At 63.1% G+C, this 14,894-nt stretch carries 12 protein-coding genes; 8 read left to right on the top strand and 4 right to left on the bottom strand.

The genetic code is table 11. From position 1 onward, the window contains the following. The first annotated feature begins 252 nt into the window (after positions 1–252). Positions 253–3,018: a S8 family serine peptidase gene (locus LRQ04_RS01685; protein ID WP_235517263.1), complete on the top strand. Its 2,766-nt coding sequence runs from the start codon at positions 253–255 to the stop codon at positions 3,016–3,018. An 80-nt stretch (positions 3,019–3,098) separates the two neighbouring features. Here the strand turns inward: LRQ04_RS01685 and LRQ04_RS01680 are convergent, their stop codons facing one another. Beyond that, positions 3,099–4,448, bottom strand: a complete 1,350-nt coding sequence (locus LRQ04_RS01680) for an acyltransferase (protein ID WP_235517262.1) — start codon at positions 4,446–4,448, stop codon at positions 3,099–3,101. A 116-nt stretch (positions 4,449–4,564) separates the two neighbouring features. Beyond that, the gene (locus LRQ04_RS01675; RefSeq protein WP_255773675.1) at positions 4,565–5,476 is read right to left on the bottom strand and encodes a phosphatase PAP2 family protein; all 912 of its coding nucleotides are present in this window, start codon (positions 5,474–5,476) and stop codon (positions 4,565–4,567) included. A 155-nt stretch (positions 5,477–5,631) separates the two neighbouring features. Here LRQ04_RS01675 and LRQ04_RS01670 point away from each other — a divergent pair, with 155 nt between their 5' ends. From LRQ04_RS01670 to LRQ04_RS01655, 4 genes are read left to right on the top strand one after another with little or no spacing between them, the layout of a single operon-like run. Further along, complete coding sequence (locus LRQ04_RS01670) at positions 5,632–7,050, top strand: sugar ABC transporter substrate-binding protein (protein WP_235517260.1); 1,419 nt, start codon at positions 5,632–5,634, stop codon at positions 7,048–7,050. Then, positions 7,047–8,009, top strand: coding sequence for a carbohydrate ABC transporter permease (locus LRQ04_RS01665; RefSeq protein ID WP_235517259.1), 963 nt, complete (start codon positions 7,047–7,049; stop codon positions 8,007–8,009). The genes LRQ04_RS01670 and LRQ04_RS01665 overlap by 4 nt, the downstream gene beginning before the upstream one ends. Before the next feature lie 8 nt (positions 8,010–8,017). Continuing rightward, positions 8,018–8,890, top strand: a complete 873-nt coding sequence (locus tag LRQ04_RS01660) for a carbohydrate ABC transporter permease (RefSeq protein ID WP_235517258.1) — start codon at positions 8,018–8,020, stop codon at positions 8,888–8,890. A 28-nt stretch (positions 8,891–8,918) separates the two neighbouring features. Beyond that, entirely contained in the window at positions 8,919–10,301 is a 1,383-nt protein-coding gene (locus tag LRQ04_RS01655; protein WP_235517257.1) for a glycoside hydrolase family 32 protein, read from the top strand. A gap of 100 nt (positions 10,302–10,401) precedes the next feature. On the opposite strand, the gene LRQ04_RS01650 is transcribed toward LRQ04_RS01655, so the two are convergent. Continuing rightward, positions 10,402–11,454 (bottom strand): LacI family DNA-binding transcriptional regulator, encoded by a 1,053-nt coding sequence (locus LRQ04_RS01650; RefSeq protein WP_235517256.1) that lies wholly within the window; start codon positions 11,452–11,454, stop codon positions 10,402–10,404. A gap of 137 nt (positions 11,455–11,591) precedes the next feature. Between LRQ04_RS01650 and LRQ04_RS01645 the strand changes: the two genes are divergently transcribed. Next, positions 11,592–12,473 (top strand): helix-turn-helix transcriptional regulator, encoded by an 882-nt coding sequence (locus LRQ04_RS01645; RefSeq protein ID WP_235517255.1) that lies wholly within the window; start codon positions 11,592–11,594, stop codon positions 12,471–12,473. Positions 12,474–12,485: 12 nt separating this feature from the next. Here the strand turns inward: LRQ04_RS01645 and LRQ04_RS01640 are convergent, their stop codons facing one another. Beyond that, positions 12,486–13,115, bottom strand: a complete 630-nt coding sequence (locus tag LRQ04_RS01640) for a DUF2510 domain-containing protein (protein ID WP_235517254.1) — start codon at positions 13,113–13,115, stop codon at positions 12,486–12,488. 103 nt (positions 13,116–13,218) lie between these two features. Here LRQ04_RS01640 and LRQ04_RS01635 point away from each other — a divergent pair, with 103 nt between their 5' ends. Together LRQ04_RS01635 and LRQ04_RS01630 are read left to right on the top strand one after the other, a co-directional pair. Then, positions 13,219–13,812: a hypothetical protein gene (locus LRQ04_RS01635; RefSeq protein ID WP_235517253.1), complete on the top strand. Its 594-nt coding sequence runs from the start codon at positions 13,219–13,221 to the stop codon at positions 13,810–13,812. A 60-nt stretch (positions 13,813–13,872) separates the two neighbouring features. After that, on the top strand, positions 13,873–14,892 hold the full coding sequence (locus tag LRQ04_RS01630) for an o-succinylbenzoate synthase (protein ID WP_235517252.1): 1,020 nt from the start codon (positions 13,873–13,875) through the stop codon (positions 14,890–14,892). Positions 14,893–14,894: the final 2 nt, after the last annotated feature.

Here is a 14,894-nt window from a genome sequence, read left to right as displayed (position 1 = left end):
AGCCGTTCAAGCTCAACCTGGGCCGATTGCAGGAATTCCTCCATCCGGCCCTTGGTGTTCACCGACGCGGAGACATGTCCCACAGGAGATTCGCAGGAATCTCAAATTCTTGGCTAAACTCATTTTTGGCTGCGCTCGCGGCCATTTTTCAGCGCTCTTTGGGGGGCGTTTTGAGCAAAAGGGCGACTGTATATGCGTAACCAGCGGAAAGCCGTGGTTAGTTCTCGTTTAATCCTTCTTAGTGTCGTGGCCATGGTGGGCGCAGCCCTGCCTGCACTCCCGGCCGCAGCTGTCGACACGCCTGCGCCGCCGCTTCCCAGCGCGGCGCCTCTGCCGTCGACATCAACTATTCCGGCAACTCCGACAGACCAGTTCATTGTGAAGTTCAAGGAGCGCGCGGGGATCCAGTCCGTGAACCCGGAGAAGTCCTTCACTGATGCCGCACACGCTGTGGGCGTACCCGTCAAGAGCCTGCGGACCACCTCTGCCGGGGAGGAAGTGGTCAAAACCGACCGTAAACTCGCCGCTCAGGAGGCAAGCGCGTTGGTGGCCACACTGGCCGCAGACCCAGCCGTGGAGTACGCAGAACCAGATGCCATCATGCAGAACCTGGCCACGGCGCCGAACGATACCTATTACAACCTCCAGTGGGGCCTCGGCGCGGGAACAGGGGGCATTAATGCTTTGGGGGCGTGGGATGTCAGCCGGGGCGAGGGCAGCACAGTCGCCGTCATTGACACCGGTATCCTGGATCACAGCGACCTGAACGCAAACGTCCTGCCCGGGTATGACATGATTTCGGGCGCTGGAACGGCTCGGGATGGCGATGGCCGCGACCCGAATCCCCGGGACGAAGGTGACGCAACCTCGGACAACCAGTGTGCAGCTGGACGCGCAGGTGCCCGGTCGTCCTGGCATGGCACCCACGTCGCCGGCATCATCGCCGCAGTTGCCGGTAACAACAAGGGTGTAGCCGGCGTTGCTCCGAAGGCCAAGATCGTGCCCATCCGAGCCATTGGAACCTGCGGCGGTTACACGTCAGACATCGCAGACGGAATCAGGTGGGCGGCCGGTGGTGCGGTGCCCAGCGTCCCCGCAAACGCCAACCCCGCCCGTGTGATCAACCTCAGCGTGGGCGGCCGGGGAACCTGCTCCGCCACTTACCAGAATGCCTTGGACTTCGCCCGGAGCCAGGGTGCAGCCGTTGTGGTTGCGGCTGGCAACGAGAACGTTGACGCGTCCCTTGTTAGCCCGGCCAACTGCAACAACGTCATCACGGTTGGAGCAAGCACCCGCACCGCTGAGAAGGCCTACTACTCCAACTTTGGCGCGAACGTGGACGTCATGGCTCCCGGCGGAGACATGACGAAAGACGCACTGAACGGGATCGTGTCCACGCTCAATCAGGGTGCTGATACAGCCACCATCGAGGATTACTACCTGAAATCCGGTACTTCCATGGCGGCCCCCCATGTCGCAGCTGTTGCCGCGATGATGCTGGCCACGCTTCCCGCACTCACCCCTGCAGACGTCGAACAGCGCCTGAAGGCCAATGCCCGTCCGGTAGCAGGTTGCACAGGGTGCGGTTCGGGTCTGGTAGACGCCAACGCCACGGTGAAGCAGGTGGCCGCGGACGCAGCACCGATCGTTGCAGGAACCCCCACCATTGCCGGCGAGGCCGCAGTGGGCAAGACCCTGACCGCCGACCGCGGCACGTGGTCAAATGTGGACTCAGCGGAATGGACGTACCAGTGGAACCGATGGGGCGCACCCATTGCCGGTGCCACTGACCCCACCTACACTTTGGTGGCAGACGACCACCAAGCTGCGATAACTGTGACGGTTACTGCCACTAAGTCCTATGTTCCGGCTGTGTCAGCTACTTCCGAACCCACAGCGCAGGTCACTCCAGGTACTTTGAGTGGCGTGGTTCCCCTCATTGATGGCAGTGCCTATGTCGGGGGCACCCTGACCGTCGATGCCGGAACCTGGGAACCAGCGCCCGTGGAATTGCGTTACAACTGGACGCGCCATAAGGCGGGTACCACGGGCGACAACGTTTCCAGCCTGCCGGAATACACACTCACAGGCGAGGACGTTGGTTCCACGCTGACGGTGGAAGTAACGGGCGTAAAGACGCCGTACTGGTTGCTGCAAATGACCAGCAAGCCCACGTCCACCGTTGTCGCCGCAGACAAGGCGGTGACCCCCGCACCTGTCGTCTTCAACGAAGAGCCATACATGGCCAATGACAGCTACACCATCCCGGAGTCGGAGTCAGTGAATTACCTGGTGGACGGTAAAACTGTCGTTGCCGGTACCCGCACTGCCCGCGGCCAGGTGAAGGTCACTGCCCAGCCGAAGGAAGGCTGGGCGCTGCTTAACGGCGCCACCTCCGAATGGAAGGCCTACTTCAGCAGCAAGGGCCCGGACTTCACTGCACCGGCCGTTTCGCCATTCAAGGATGTCCTGACCACCCAGCAGTTCTATAAAGAAATGTCCTGGTTGGCGGATCGCAAAAGCTCCACGGGCTGGGTTGAAGCGGACCAGTCGGTCACTTACAGGCCGGTAACACCCATCAACCGCGATGCCATGGCTGCGTTCCTGTACCGGATGGCTGGATCTCCCGATTACACGCCGCCCGCGCAGTCGCCGTTCAAGGATGTCCTGACCACCCAGCAGTTCTACAAGGAAATGTCCTGGCTGGCAGATAGTGGCATTTCGTCGGGTTGGACCGAATCGGACGGATCTCGGACGTACCGGCCGTTGAACCCCATCAACCGCGATGCGATGGCTGCCTTCCTTTACCGTTTGGCCAACAAACCGGATTACGAAGCTCCCACGACTCCGCCTTTCAGCGACCTTGACCCGAACCAGCAGTTCTACAAAGAGATGGTTTGGATGAAGGTCACCGGCATTTCGACAGGTTGGCAGATCGGCGAGGGCAACTACGTCTATAAGGCTCTCGAGCCCATCAACCGCGACGCCATGGCAGCCTTCCTTTACCGCATGCCATAGCAAGTAGTCCTGACCACAGAGAAACGGCCGCAGAGCACCCCAATCAGGTTGCTCTGCGGCCGTTTGGCTTTCAAAGAGGCTCAGGAGACCATCGCGACCCGACGGGGCGACTTCCAGGCCCGCTCAGGAACGTTGCCTGTCACCAAAGCCACAGCAACTACAAGCAACACCAGTCCCCACGTCGCGTTGACTGTATCCAACGCTGTCCGCATCACCACGAAGGGCGGGATCATCGCCAATACGGTCCCCGTCAGGATGCGCCACATCGCGGGCCGGGCCGCACCGTGGGTGAGCGCGGTGCTGGCAAGCTCCAGCGGGACCAGTGGTGTGGACACCAGAAGCACCAGCGCCCATGCCGCCACGTAGAACAGGGGACGGCTCAACCACCACTCGGCACTGGCCGGCTCGGGGAACGGAAGCCGGAGGAGCAGCGCGATGCCAAACATCGCGATGATCAGCGGGAGGTGCCAAAGATAGATGGTCATGGCCCTGCTGCCGACCACGAACATGGTCTTCTGCACCCAGCCGACCCTCACGAACCCCTGCAAAATGGGGTACACGGCCTTGACCAGGAGGACATGGGCCAGCCCTACAAGGATCAGCGGGAACATCGGCGGGTTTTGGTTGGTCAGCATGTCCACCGGGTATGGTGCTGCGTGGGTCAGTGGAATCAGCGCAACGTAACAAACCACAGCTCCCAGAAGCAGCTGCCAGCGCGCAAACCGATCAAAGAATCCGTCCGCATAGAAGAACCCAAGTTGTTGCAGCAACCCCCAAACGAACACCATGTTCAGCAGCCCGATCGGGTTTGAGTCGAAGCCCCAGGGATTGTGCTCCAAGCCCAGGCGAAAAACATCGACGACGACGGCGCCCGCGGCCAGCGCCGCAATGGTCCGGTAGGGTGCCACGCTGTGGAGTTTGGCCATGGTGGGCACCATGGCTTGGCAGATGAGGTATGCGGCCAGGAACCACAACTGAACTCCGGCGCCCGCAGCGATAACCGTGAGTAGATCGCCGGGGACGCCGGCCGCCGTCGCACTCCACAACGCAACGGCGAGGAACGCGTACAAGGCAACCGTGGGGCGGACCAGGCGCAGCACCCGGTTGCGGAGGTAGTCGCCGGCGTCACCGCCGCGGCGCTGCAGGCTTCGCCACGAAGTCAGTGACGCGAAGCCGCCCACCACGAAGAAGAGTGGCATGACCTGGCCGAACCACGTCCCTTGGGCGAACCAGCTCAGGGATGTCAACGGATTTTTGACGCCAATCCCGGACCCGTCCACGCTGATGCCCATCATGAGCAAGTGGACAGCAACGACGGCGAACATGCACGCGACCCGGATGAGGTCGACAACCAGGTCCCGGGAAGCGGGGACCGCGTTCGGCTCGGCGGAGGGTTGAGTCCGCGGCTTGGCGATGGGGGTGGAAGACATGAAGGCTCCTCGGATCTTGCACTGTTATTCCAACGATTGGATTAATAGTAATGCAAGGAATCCGGGGATGCCATGGGTAGATCTATCGACTTGGAGAAGTGGCTGCGGGTGGGCCTTTAGCTTTTGCGTGCCGCCAGGCCGAAGAGCCAAGTGCCGCCCAGGGCTGAGAGGTAACCGGCGATCACGATGAACGCTGTTCCTGCCCAGAAGTAGTCGATGGTACTGTCGGCGCTCAAGCCAGGCATGACCTGCAGCAAGGAATAGCCGGCCACGGCGATGGCGATCAGCAGGGCGGCGACCGTGAGCCATACCCATATCCGGGACGCTGCCCAGTGTTCGCCGTATCCCTTCCACACGTTCCAGCTGCTGCCGGTCCGCAGGATGAGCCAACCCGCTGGGAGCATCACAGCGCCCACCACCAGGAAGGCCGCAACGACGTCGGCGGGGCGATGCCATTGGTTGATGAGTGTCGAGACTCCGGTGGCTACTGCGAAGGTGCTGCCCAGGAAGCCGGCCAACGGGCGCCAGCGGGGTGACACCATGAGGAAGACGGCGGCAGCCGCAGAAGCGGCAAGGGTGGTGTGGCCAGAAGGGAGCGAGTTGAGTTCCAGTGTCTGGACACCGCGGTCGGGCCTGTCTGGAATGAGGAACTTGAGGATCTGGGTGGCCACGTTGGCTCCGATGCAGGCTACTACGGCGATTCCCGCAGCAGTCCACCGCCGCCGGGCCACCGTGACGAAAATGACCATGAGGGTGGCAATGGCCAGGGAGAGCATGGGGAGCATATCCAGCAGGCTGGTGGATGCGCGCCCCGCGGTTCCACCCAGCTCGGTTGCTTCGACCAGTGCGGACTCATCAATGAACTGGCCCATGGTGGTGCGCACGAAGAAGTAGTAGGTCGCAGCAAGGCCTACGACGCTGGCGATGGTGGCCAGGATGAAAAGGAAACCTGTGCCGGCGCCGGCGTCGCGTGCTTGGATCGGCCGTTTGCTTGACCTCCCGCTGGTGCGGAATTGCTGGGAACTCATTCTCTCAAGACTGCCACAATTCACTGGACGCCTCATGTGAAGTGTGCTCCGGCGCGGCGGGCCGAGGTGAGGCCTGTGCAACATTCCTGTGACGCTTGACACGTGTTAGGTACCGAGCATAGTGTTCCTAACACGTGTTAGGAAAGGGAATCTACATGTCGGGAACCAATGGGGCTTTGCGTCAATTCACACGCAGAAGTGCCCTCACAGCCCTCGGCGCCGGGATTGTTGGAGTAACTGCGGCGTCGTGGCCGCGACTCACAGGAGCAGACATTCCGGGCAGGGGAGACAACAGCCTCAGTATCGCCATCATGGGCACGGCCGCAGACGCCGCAGCCCGCCAGAAGGTCATCGACGCCTTCGCCAAAGTGCACCCCGAAATCAAGGTCAAGGTCCAAGCCATCCAGGCCGTGGACTGGAAGGACTTCTTCACCAAGATCCTCACCATGGTGGCGGCGGGAACCCCGCCGGACGTGGTCTACGTGGCCACCGAAGGCGCCCAGCTGTTCGCGGAAAAACTGGCCCACCCGCTGGACGAGTACTTGCGCCGCGACGCAGCGGACATGAAGGAATACTTTGCGGACGTCCACCCCAGCCTGGTGGAAGCGTTCATGTACAAGGGCAGCCTGTTCCAGCTCCCCATCGACTGGAACGCCGCCAACATGTACTACAACACCACGGCGCTCACTAAAGCCGGACTCGAGCGGCCCGCCGACAATTGGACGCACACCGACTTCCGGAGCACCCTGGCCGCCATGAAGAAGGCCAACCCCAAGGACTTCACTCCTTACTACTGGACCAACCGTCTCTTCGGCGGAGTGGTGCCGTGGCTCTACGCCAACGACACCAGCTTCCTCAAAGAGACCAAGTCACCGGGCGGGGAGTGGTTCTGGGACGGCTTCTACGCCAACGACCCCACCCGAAGCCTCCGCTCCGGCGGCTACCAATGGCTCGAACCAAACGCCGACGATCCCCGGGTTTTCGAATCCTTCGACTACCTCCGCGGACTGGTCAAGGACGGACTCGGTGTTCGGCCCGAAGAAGGCGGCGGCAGTTCGCTCATCGGCCTGTTCGCCTCCAACAGGATAGGTACGACGCCGGCAGGCGGCTATTGGGTGCAAGGCCTCCACGAAGCGGGGATGACAGAGAACGACTTCGACGTCCAGTTCTTCCCGAAGTGGCGGTCCCAGCGGCACCAGTTCGGTACGGCCGGGTACGCGATCATGAAGACCGCCAAGGATAAGGACGCCGCCTGGGAATGGGTGAAGTTCAGCTCCAGCCTCGAAGCCATGCAGATCGTGTTCCCCACGCCCAACACCACTCCGGCCCGGCGCTCGATGGTCAACGAGCAGCTCTACTCGGGAACCGGGCCCCGGAACTGGAAGGTCTTCTACGACACCCTGGACCGTTTCCCCACCACAGGTCCCATTCCAGCGCCACCCCAGCAGGCCGCCGTCGAGACCGCCCTGATGAAAAACGTCAGCCTTGCCGTCAGCGGCGACGAGCGCCAACTCAAAGACGCCCTCAGCTCCATGCAACGCGACCTTGAACTTGCCTTGAGGAGGCAGCCATGAGCACCGCAACCAGCACGCCCACTGGGACGGGACGCGAACCGGGACGCAAAACAACCCACAAGCACAGCCAGCCGTCCAAGCGCGGCCGCGTGCAACAGCGATGGCTCCCATGGGCCTTCCTTGCGCCAACGATCGTGGGCATGGGCATCTTCACCCTGCTGCCGATCATTGCTTCCATTGCGCTGGCGTTCTTCCGCTGGGACATCATCTCGGCACCGACGTTCGTGGGATTCGACAACTTTGCCGAAGTAGTCCAAGACCCCACCGTCCGCGTCTCATTCGTGAACACCATCGTGTTTGTGGTGGTGGCCGTGGCGCTGCAGCTGGGTTTGGCCCTTGGGCTTGCAATCATGGTGCAGGAGAAACTCCCGGCCTGGCTCAGGGTGTTCTTCCGGTCCGCCTTCTTCTTCCCGCTGATCCTGTCCGCGGCGTCGGTCTCGATTTTCATGCGATACCTCTTCAACGAGCAGTTCGGCGTCGTGAACTGGCTGCTCTCCTTGATTGGAATCCCCGCAGTCCCGTGGCTGACGACGCCAGGCGGGTCAGCCGCCGTCGTGATTCTTGTCTACGTGTGGCAGAACTTCGGGTTCTCGTTCCTGCTGTTCATCGGCGGCCTGGCGTCCATTCCGGTGGAGACGTACGAGGCCGCGTCGATCGACGGTGCTACCGGATGGCGCAAGCACTTCTACGTCACGCTTCCGCTCCTGAGTCCCACCACACTGGTGGCCTCGGTCATGGCCATCATCAACGCACTCCAAGTGTTCGACCAGCCCTACGTCCTCACCCGCGGCGGTCCCGGCGACTCGACGCGGACAGCGGTGATGGTGATCTTCGAGTCCGCGTTCCAGCGGCTCGAGTTCGGCCAGGCTTCAGCGATCGGCGTGATCCTGACGCTCATCATCATGGCCATCACCGCCGCGCAGTTCCGGCTCAGCAAACGATTCGTCTTCTACCAGTGAGGCCCGCCATGACCACCATTCAAGAACGTGTCACCACCACGGCGCCCGTAGTCACCCGGAAGAAGCGGGACTGGTCAGTGGCCGTCCGCATCATCGTCCTGCTGATAGCGTCCGTCTTTGTCCTTGGTCCGGTGTTGTGGACGCTGTCCACCTCGCTGCGGCCGCCGTCGGAATCCTTCAAACTTCCGCCCGCGTTCCTGCCGCTGAACCCGGACCTCACCTCCTACACGCAGGTCTTCAAGCAGCTCAACGTCGTGCTGCTGGTGGTGAACAGTGCCCTGGTGACGGGGCTGATCGCCGTCGGACAAATGGTGACGGCGGCGCTGGCCGGCTACGCCTTCGCGCACCTTCGCTTCAAGGGGCGGGGTGCCCTGTTCTCAATTGTGCTGGCCACCATGATGGTGCCCGCGCAGGTGACGATCGTGCCGGTGTTCATGCTCATCCGCGGCGTGGGGCTTTCCGACACACTGCTCGCGCTGATCATTCCGGCCATCCCGACGGCGTTCGGTACCTTCCTGATGCGCCAGTACTTCATGGGGTTGCCGGGTGAGCTCGCTGAAGCGGCTGCGATCGACGGCGCATCGCCGTGGCGGACCTTCCGCTCCGTGTACGCGCCGCTGGCCATGCCGGGCTTGGCGATCGTGGGCATCCTGGCGTTCAACTTCCACTGGAACGAGTTCTTCCGGCCACTGATCATGACCATCTCGGAACAGAACTTCACCCTGCCACTGGGCCTTGTCTCGCTCCAGGGCAACCTCGGCACGGGAAGCATCTCCGTGGTGCTCGCCGGTGTTGTCCTGTCCATGATTCCCGCGCTGGTGGTGTTCATGTTCGGCCAGCGCGCGCTGCAGGATGGACTCACCGCAGGCACGGGCAAGTAATCTTCTCTTCACTCTGAAAGGGCTTCCATTGACGGACCTTGCTGTTATCTCCTCCCTTGCGCTTGCCGCGACCCATCCGGATTCCGCGTTTCCGCGCTTCCACCCGCGTCCGGCGCAAGGATGGATCAACGACCCCAACGGGGTCAGCTATATCGACGGCCGGTACCACGTGTTTTTCCAGTACAACCCCTTGTCCGCGCGGCATTCCCAGATCTGCTGGGGCCACGTGAGCTCCCCGGACCTGGTCCGCTGGGAAGAACACCCGTTGGCGCTGTCACCACAGCCGGGCGGGCCGGACTCAGCGGGCTGCTGGACAGGTGTGGTCACCTCCGACGACGGCGTGCCGACCGCTGCTTACTCCGGAGTCAAGGATCACGGCGGGCATTCGCAGGTGGTCATTGCCCGGGGTTCCTCGGACTTGGTGACCTGGTCCCAGGACGGGCATATTGCCGCCTCCATGCCGGCCGATCCTCTTGTCACCGCCGTTCGCGACCCCTTCATCTTTCGCTTCAACGGCGCCCGATACGCCATGCAGGGGGCGGGACTTGCTGACGGTCGAGCTGCCCTGCTGCTGTACACGGTGGATACCCTCGATGACTGGAAGTACCAGGGAATCTGGCTGACCACGGCTGATCCTGTCGCTGGGGAGCACACTCCGGCCGAAATCTGGGAGTGCCCGCAACTGGTCCAGGTGCCGACGGGGGAATGGGTCATGATGTTCTCGCTGTGGCTCTCCGGGGACGACCATGAGCACGCCAACGGGGTAGGCCACCTGATCGGCTCGCTCACCCCGGATCCCGAGACCGGGCTGCCGGTGTTCACTCCCGTTACTGGAGGAAAGTCCGATCTCGGACGGGACTTCTATGCGCCGCAGATCCTGCAGCTTTCCACCGGTTCTGTTGATTGCGCGCCTGCGGCGCTGCTGTGGGGCTGGGCCAACGAGGGGCCCGGGCGCGACGGTCGGCGGGGCCGCACCCAAGAGGAAATTGACGACGCCGGATGGTCGGGTGTGCTGACACATCCTCGCGTCTTGTCCGTGGTTGATGGTTCCTTGGTTGTCGCCCCTGCGCCTGAGGTCCTCGCATACCGTGGTGCTGCACTGGAGATGGGTGCTGCAGGATCGGTTGCCGTGCCCGGGTTTGCCGAGGTACTGGTGCGGGGTTCGGGTTCACCGGCCGGTTCCATCGACCTGGTGCTTGGCTCAGGGCCCGCGGCACAGGTGGTTTACTCAGGTTCCCTGGCTGAAGGGGAGGAGCTGAGGATCTTCCTCGACGCCTCCCTCGTGGAGGTATATCGCACCGATTGCGTGGCTACGACGGTCCGCGCCTACCCCGCTCCCGGGGAGTCGTGGAAGCTCACCCTGCCCCCGGGCGCGACTGCCGACGTGTGGGAGTTGGCGCTGCCGCGCTAAGGCGGCAGGCCGGCGTCGTTCGCTGACCTGCGTTGTGAGGCCCGCTCTACAGGGTATTTCGACCTTTTGGGGTGCAGAGCAGGCCTCACAACGTGGCAGGTCAGCGGGTTGGCGCCGGGCCAGTGGATTCGCGGATGACAAGACGGCAGGGAACCATGGTTTCCTTCGTGGTTTCCTCCGCCGCGCCTTCGGTACGTTCCAGGGCGTCCAACAACGTGGTCATCGCCGCGCGCCCTACCTCCCGCAACGGCAGGGCCATGGTGGTGAGGGCGGGGACCATGGTGTCGGCGATCCGGGTCTCGTCGTCGTAGCCCATGATGGACAGGTCCGCAGGAACGTTCAATCCAAGGCGTGCGGCGGCGAGGGCTACCCCGATGGCCAGGCGGTCGTTCGCGCACATGATGGCGGTGGGCCGGTCAGTCGGGGACACGCCGTCGAGCAGTTTCATGGCCCCGTGGAAACCGGCATCGATATCCCAGCCCGCCATGTGGATCCGCCCCTCGTTCGCTGCGAGTCCCGCAGTGGCGAAGGCGTCCCGGTAACCCTGCACGCGCAGGGGAGCCGCGGGAGAGTCCAAGGAACCGGCAAGCAGGGCAATATCCGTGTGGCCCAGTTGCAGGAGATGCTCCGTTGCCTCCCTGCCGCCGGTGACCTCGTCCGGGATGACATGGTGGAGCTGCGGCTCAGGGTGGGCGTCATAACAATTTGCCAGGACCGACGGGACACGAAGCATCCCTTGCGGCACCTCGATCGGCTTCAATCCCACCGTCACGTACATGAGCCCGTCTACTTGGCGATCCAACAGTGTCTCGATGGCGCTCGCATCCCGGGCAGTATCGCTCTCGGTGTCCATGACCACGGTGACAAAACCGCGGCTCCGGGCGACGTCGTCTGCACCGCCAATGATGTTGCCATCGAAGGGGCTGACCACCACCTCGTCGGACAGGATGCCGATGACCCGGGACCGCTGGTTGCGCAGGCTCAGCGCGATGGCGTTGGGGGAGTAGTTGAGTTCCTGGGCCGCCTGGCGGATCCGGTCCTGGCTGTCCTTGGCCACATTGCCGTCGCCGCGGCCGTTCAGTACCAGCGAGACCGCGCTCCGGGAAACTCCCGCCCTCTTGGCGACGTCCAGGGCGGTGGCCTTGCGGTTCATGGGAACGTCCTTCCGTGCTCTGTTCCCTGAAGTCTATCTAACGCGTGTGAGGCTTCGGTTCTGCGGGACAGGCTCCGTTGATAGGGGGTACAGGTTGTGGCCCCCATAGTGAGGCGGGCCAGCGATACTGTAAATCCATGAACAACCTGCCTGACAACCGTGCCGACATCAAGGACTTCCTCGCTACGCGCCGCGCGAAACTCCTCCCGGAACAGGTTGGGCTTCCATCGGGCAGCAGGCGTCGGGTGCCGGGCCTTCGGCGCGAGGAAGTAGCCGTGTTGGCAGGCGTCAGCCCGGAGTGGTACGCCCGCTTGGAAAAGGGGAACATCAGTGGTGTTTCGGATGACGTCCTCTACGCCGTGGCCAGGGCGTTGCAACTGAACGAAGAGGAGCGGACGTACCTGTTCGAGCTCGCCAAAGCGGCCAGGACCACGAATCGCTCCGCTCCCAGGCGCAAGGACACGGAAGTGGCCGCACCCGTCCAATGGATGGTGGACTCCATCACCATGTCCGCGGCGTTCATCAGGAATGGCCGCCTGGACATCGTCGCATCCAACGCCTTGGGACGGGCGCTGCACGCTCAGATGTTCGCCAGCGAAACCACCACGGCGAATGGCCGCCCCAATTTTGCCCGCTTCCATTTCCTCGATCCGGCGTCACGGGACTTCTACATCGACTGGGAAGCCGGCGCCGCTGCCACGGCGGCTCTTCTACGCGCAGAAGCCGGACGGGAGCCCCACGACCGGGCCTTGCGCGAACTGGTGGGCGAGCTCTCCACCCTGAGCCCCGAATTCAGGGAGCTTTGGGGATCACACGATATCCGGTTCCGCCACGAGGGCATGAAGCGGTTGCAGCACCCCGTGGTGGGGTATCTGGAACTCACTTACCAGTCCCTCGCCCTGCCCACCCTGCCTCGGGCCGTCAACGAACTCAGCGTCTACACAGCGGAGCCAGGCACCGTCCACGAGGAACACATCAAGCTCCTGAGCAGCTGGGCGGCCACCACGGCTACGTTGTGAGCTGCGGGTGAGCTACGTGGTGACCGAGTAGCCGAGCTGGTTGTACATGGACTGCATCATGTTGGACGTCCAAATACCTGCAACCACCATGGTGAGCACGAACACGGCGATGGTGACCCAGATCGGCCACAGCCCCCGTTTCGGGGCAACCTTGTTGACGATCACCGAGCGGCCAATCACGTACACAGCGGCGTTGAGGAACGCCCACGCCCAATGGAACGGACGCTCGACGCCGGACTTCAGCAGGCGCTGACGGTCCAGATAGGCGAAAAACACCGAGAGGCCATAGGCGATGAAACCCGATCCCAGGCTGAGGAAATACGCCGGGGTATACATCGAGAACGGGTCCACAGTGGTCGCGCCACTGCGGGTGGTGATCATCCGGAACTCCGGCTGCCAGAACAGCAGGAAGATGACCGAGACCAGCGGCAACAGCGTGATAGCCCAGATGAAGGGGTTGTAAACAGATGTCCCCTCACTGATCCGCGGGCGTTGCGGCGTGAAGGCTGGCTGGTACTGCCCCTGGCGCGGGGCCTGGTTGGCTGTCCACGCGTGGCCGTCCCACCACCGGACAAACCTGGGGTCCGAAGGGTCCGGATACCAGCCGGCAGGTGTTGGTGAACCGGGCATTGATTGAGTCATGTTTCCCCCGCATTGAGTCGTGACTTTGAGAATATCGCGGTTGCCGTCCCTTAGTTGCCAGATGGCCCTCCCCAGGCGCCGCGTGGCGGTGTAAGCATGGAATATGAGCTTCTTCGACGACGTCCCGGAATTGCCGGAACGGCCACGCCAACCGCAGCCCATCCGGCCCGGATGGTTCGGCCCGCCGTCGGACGAGCTGCCGGGCATCCTGCCCATCGGAGCTTTTGTGTACCAAAGCGCCCACGTGGTGGTGGCGTTGAAGATGGCGGAGGTGTACTCCACTGGCTGTTTGCTGGACCTCAAGTGGTCCGTGCGACGCGTAGATGAGTCGGCCCAGGAATGGCGGGACATTCTGGAGCAAAGCTTCAGCCGTCCGGGACTGCCGGGAATCAAGGTCGGAGTCTCGCTCGCCGATGGGAGCAAGGCGATTGCCTCGCATCCCACGCCGGCAATGTTGGAGGACACCGAAGACGTCTCAGGGCCGGTCCTCACCCACCGGGGCGGCGGCGGAGGCAGTGCCGGGGATGAGCAAGTGGAGGGATCTGCGCAGTTCTGGCTATGGCCCCTGCCCGTGGAGGGTGATATCCGCATCGTGGCCAAATGGGACGAACTGGGGGTACCCGAAAGCTCTGTGGTCCTTTCCGGAGCCCGGTTGGTTGATGTCCTTGGAACTGTCCAAAACTACTGGGCCGTTTGAGATGTCCACATAGACCAACTGCCGCCGTGTGGCCCGCAAAGCCGCCGGTACAGTGGCACTATGCCTGCAAGCCTTCCTGCCCTCGAAGAACTCCTGGACTCCGCCCACGTTGTGTCGCTGCCCATGCGCGTGAAGTTCCGGGGCATCATGCAGCGCGAAACCCTGCTGCTTCAGGGACCTCGCGGCTGGGGCGAGTTCTGCCCGTTCCCCGAGTACGACGACGAAGAGTCCTCCCGCTGGCTCGCTGCCGCCGTGGAGGCAGGCTGGGTGGGGTTTCCTTCGCCATTGCGGCATGTGATTCCGGTTAACGCCACAGTTCCGGCAGTTCGGGCGGAGCAGGTACCGGACGTCCTGGCCCGCTTTGGCCGGGTCGATGCTGTCAAGATCAAGGTCGCCGAGAAGGGACAGGAACTGGCCGACGACTTCGCGCGGGTAGCAGCAGTACGCCGGGCCCTTCCCGAGGCCGCCATCAGGGTGGATGCGAACGGTGGATGGAACGTTAACCAAGCTGTGGAGGCGCTTGGGGCGCTGTCATCGCAGGGCCTCGAGTACGCCGAGCAACCCGTTCCCACCATCGAAGGTTTGGCCGAGGTCCGCCGTCGTCTTGCCGACGCAGGTACGCCGGTCTTGATCGCCGCCGACGAAAGTGTTCGCAAAGAGGATGACCCCCTCCGTGTAGCCAAGACGGGGGCTGCGGACCTCATTGTCGTCAAGGTAGCACCGCTCGGGGGAGTCAGGCGGGCGTTGGACATCGTCGGGCAAGCCGGGCTGCCTGCCGTCGTCAGTTCCGCGCTGGACACCTCGGTGGGAATCCGGGCCGGGCTCGCGCTCGCAGCTTCCCTTCCGTCCCTTCCCTACGCCTGCGGCCTGGGAACGGTGTCCCTGTTTGCCTCAGACGTCACCTTGGATCCGTTGGTTGCCGACGACGGCGCCATACCGTTGCGTGACACGCACCCCGATCCCGGACTGCTGGAGCAGTACGCGGCTTTGGCCGACCGCCGGGATTGGTGGCTGGACCGGCTCCGACGGGTGCACGACGTCCTGGCGCGCGACCACCACCCTTTGTTCACCCAGCCTTAACC

Origin of the sequence: Paenarthrobacter sp. AR 02 (assembly GCF_021538675.1) — a bacterium.
GTDB lineage: Bacteria > Actinomycetota > Actinomycetes > Actinomycetales > Micrococcaceae > Arthrobacter.
This window is presented reverse-complemented; position numbering and strand designations above follow the sequence as displayed.

Excerpts from the sequence above, each read along its gene's own strand:
- LRQ04_RS01650 (WP_235517256.1), bottom strand. The coding sequence starts at position 11,454 with ATGAACCGCAAGGCCACCGCCCTGGACGTCGCCAAGAGGGCGGGAGTT.
- LRQ04_RS01685 (WP_235517263.1), top strand. The coding sequence starts at position 253 with ATGGTGGGCGCAGCCCTGCCTGCACTCCCGGCCGCAGCTGTCGACACG.
- LRQ04_RS01640 (WP_235517254.1), bottom strand. The coding sequence starts at position 13,115 with ATGACTCAATCAATGCCCGGTTCACCAACACCTGCCGGCTGGTATCCG.
- LRQ04_RS01680 (WP_235517262.1), bottom strand. The coding sequence starts at position 4,448 with ATGTCTTCCACCCCCATCGCCAAGCCGCGGACTCAACCCTCCGCCGAG.
- LRQ04_RS01670 (WP_235517260.1), top strand. The coding sequence starts at position 5,632 with ATGTCGGGAACCAATGGGGCTTTGCGTCAATTCACACGCAGAAGTGCC.
- LRQ04_RS01665 (WP_235517259.1), top strand. The coding sequence starts at position 7,047 with ATGAGCACCGCAACCAGCACGCCCACTGGGACGGGACGCGAACCGGGA.
- LRQ04_RS01645 (WP_235517255.1), top strand. The coding sequence starts at position 11,592 with ATGAACAACCTGCCTGACAACCGTGCCGACATCAAGGACTTCCTCGCT.
- LRQ04_RS01660 (WP_235517258.1), top strand. The coding sequence starts at position 8,018 with ATGACCACCATTCAAGAACGTGTCACCACCACGGCGCCCGTAGTCACC.
- LRQ04_RS01675 (WP_255773675.1), bottom strand. The coding sequence starts at position 5,476 with ATGAGTTCCCAGCAATTCCGCACCAGCGGGAGGTCAAGCAAACGGCCG.
- LRQ04_RS01630 (WP_235517252.1), top strand. The coding sequence starts at position 13,873 with ATGCCTGCAAGCCTTCCTGCCCTCGAAGAACTCCTGGACTCCGCCCAC.
- LRQ04_RS01635 (WP_235517253.1), top strand. The coding sequence starts at position 13,219 with ATGAGCTTCTTCGACGACGTCCCGGAATTGCCGGAACGGCCACGCCAA.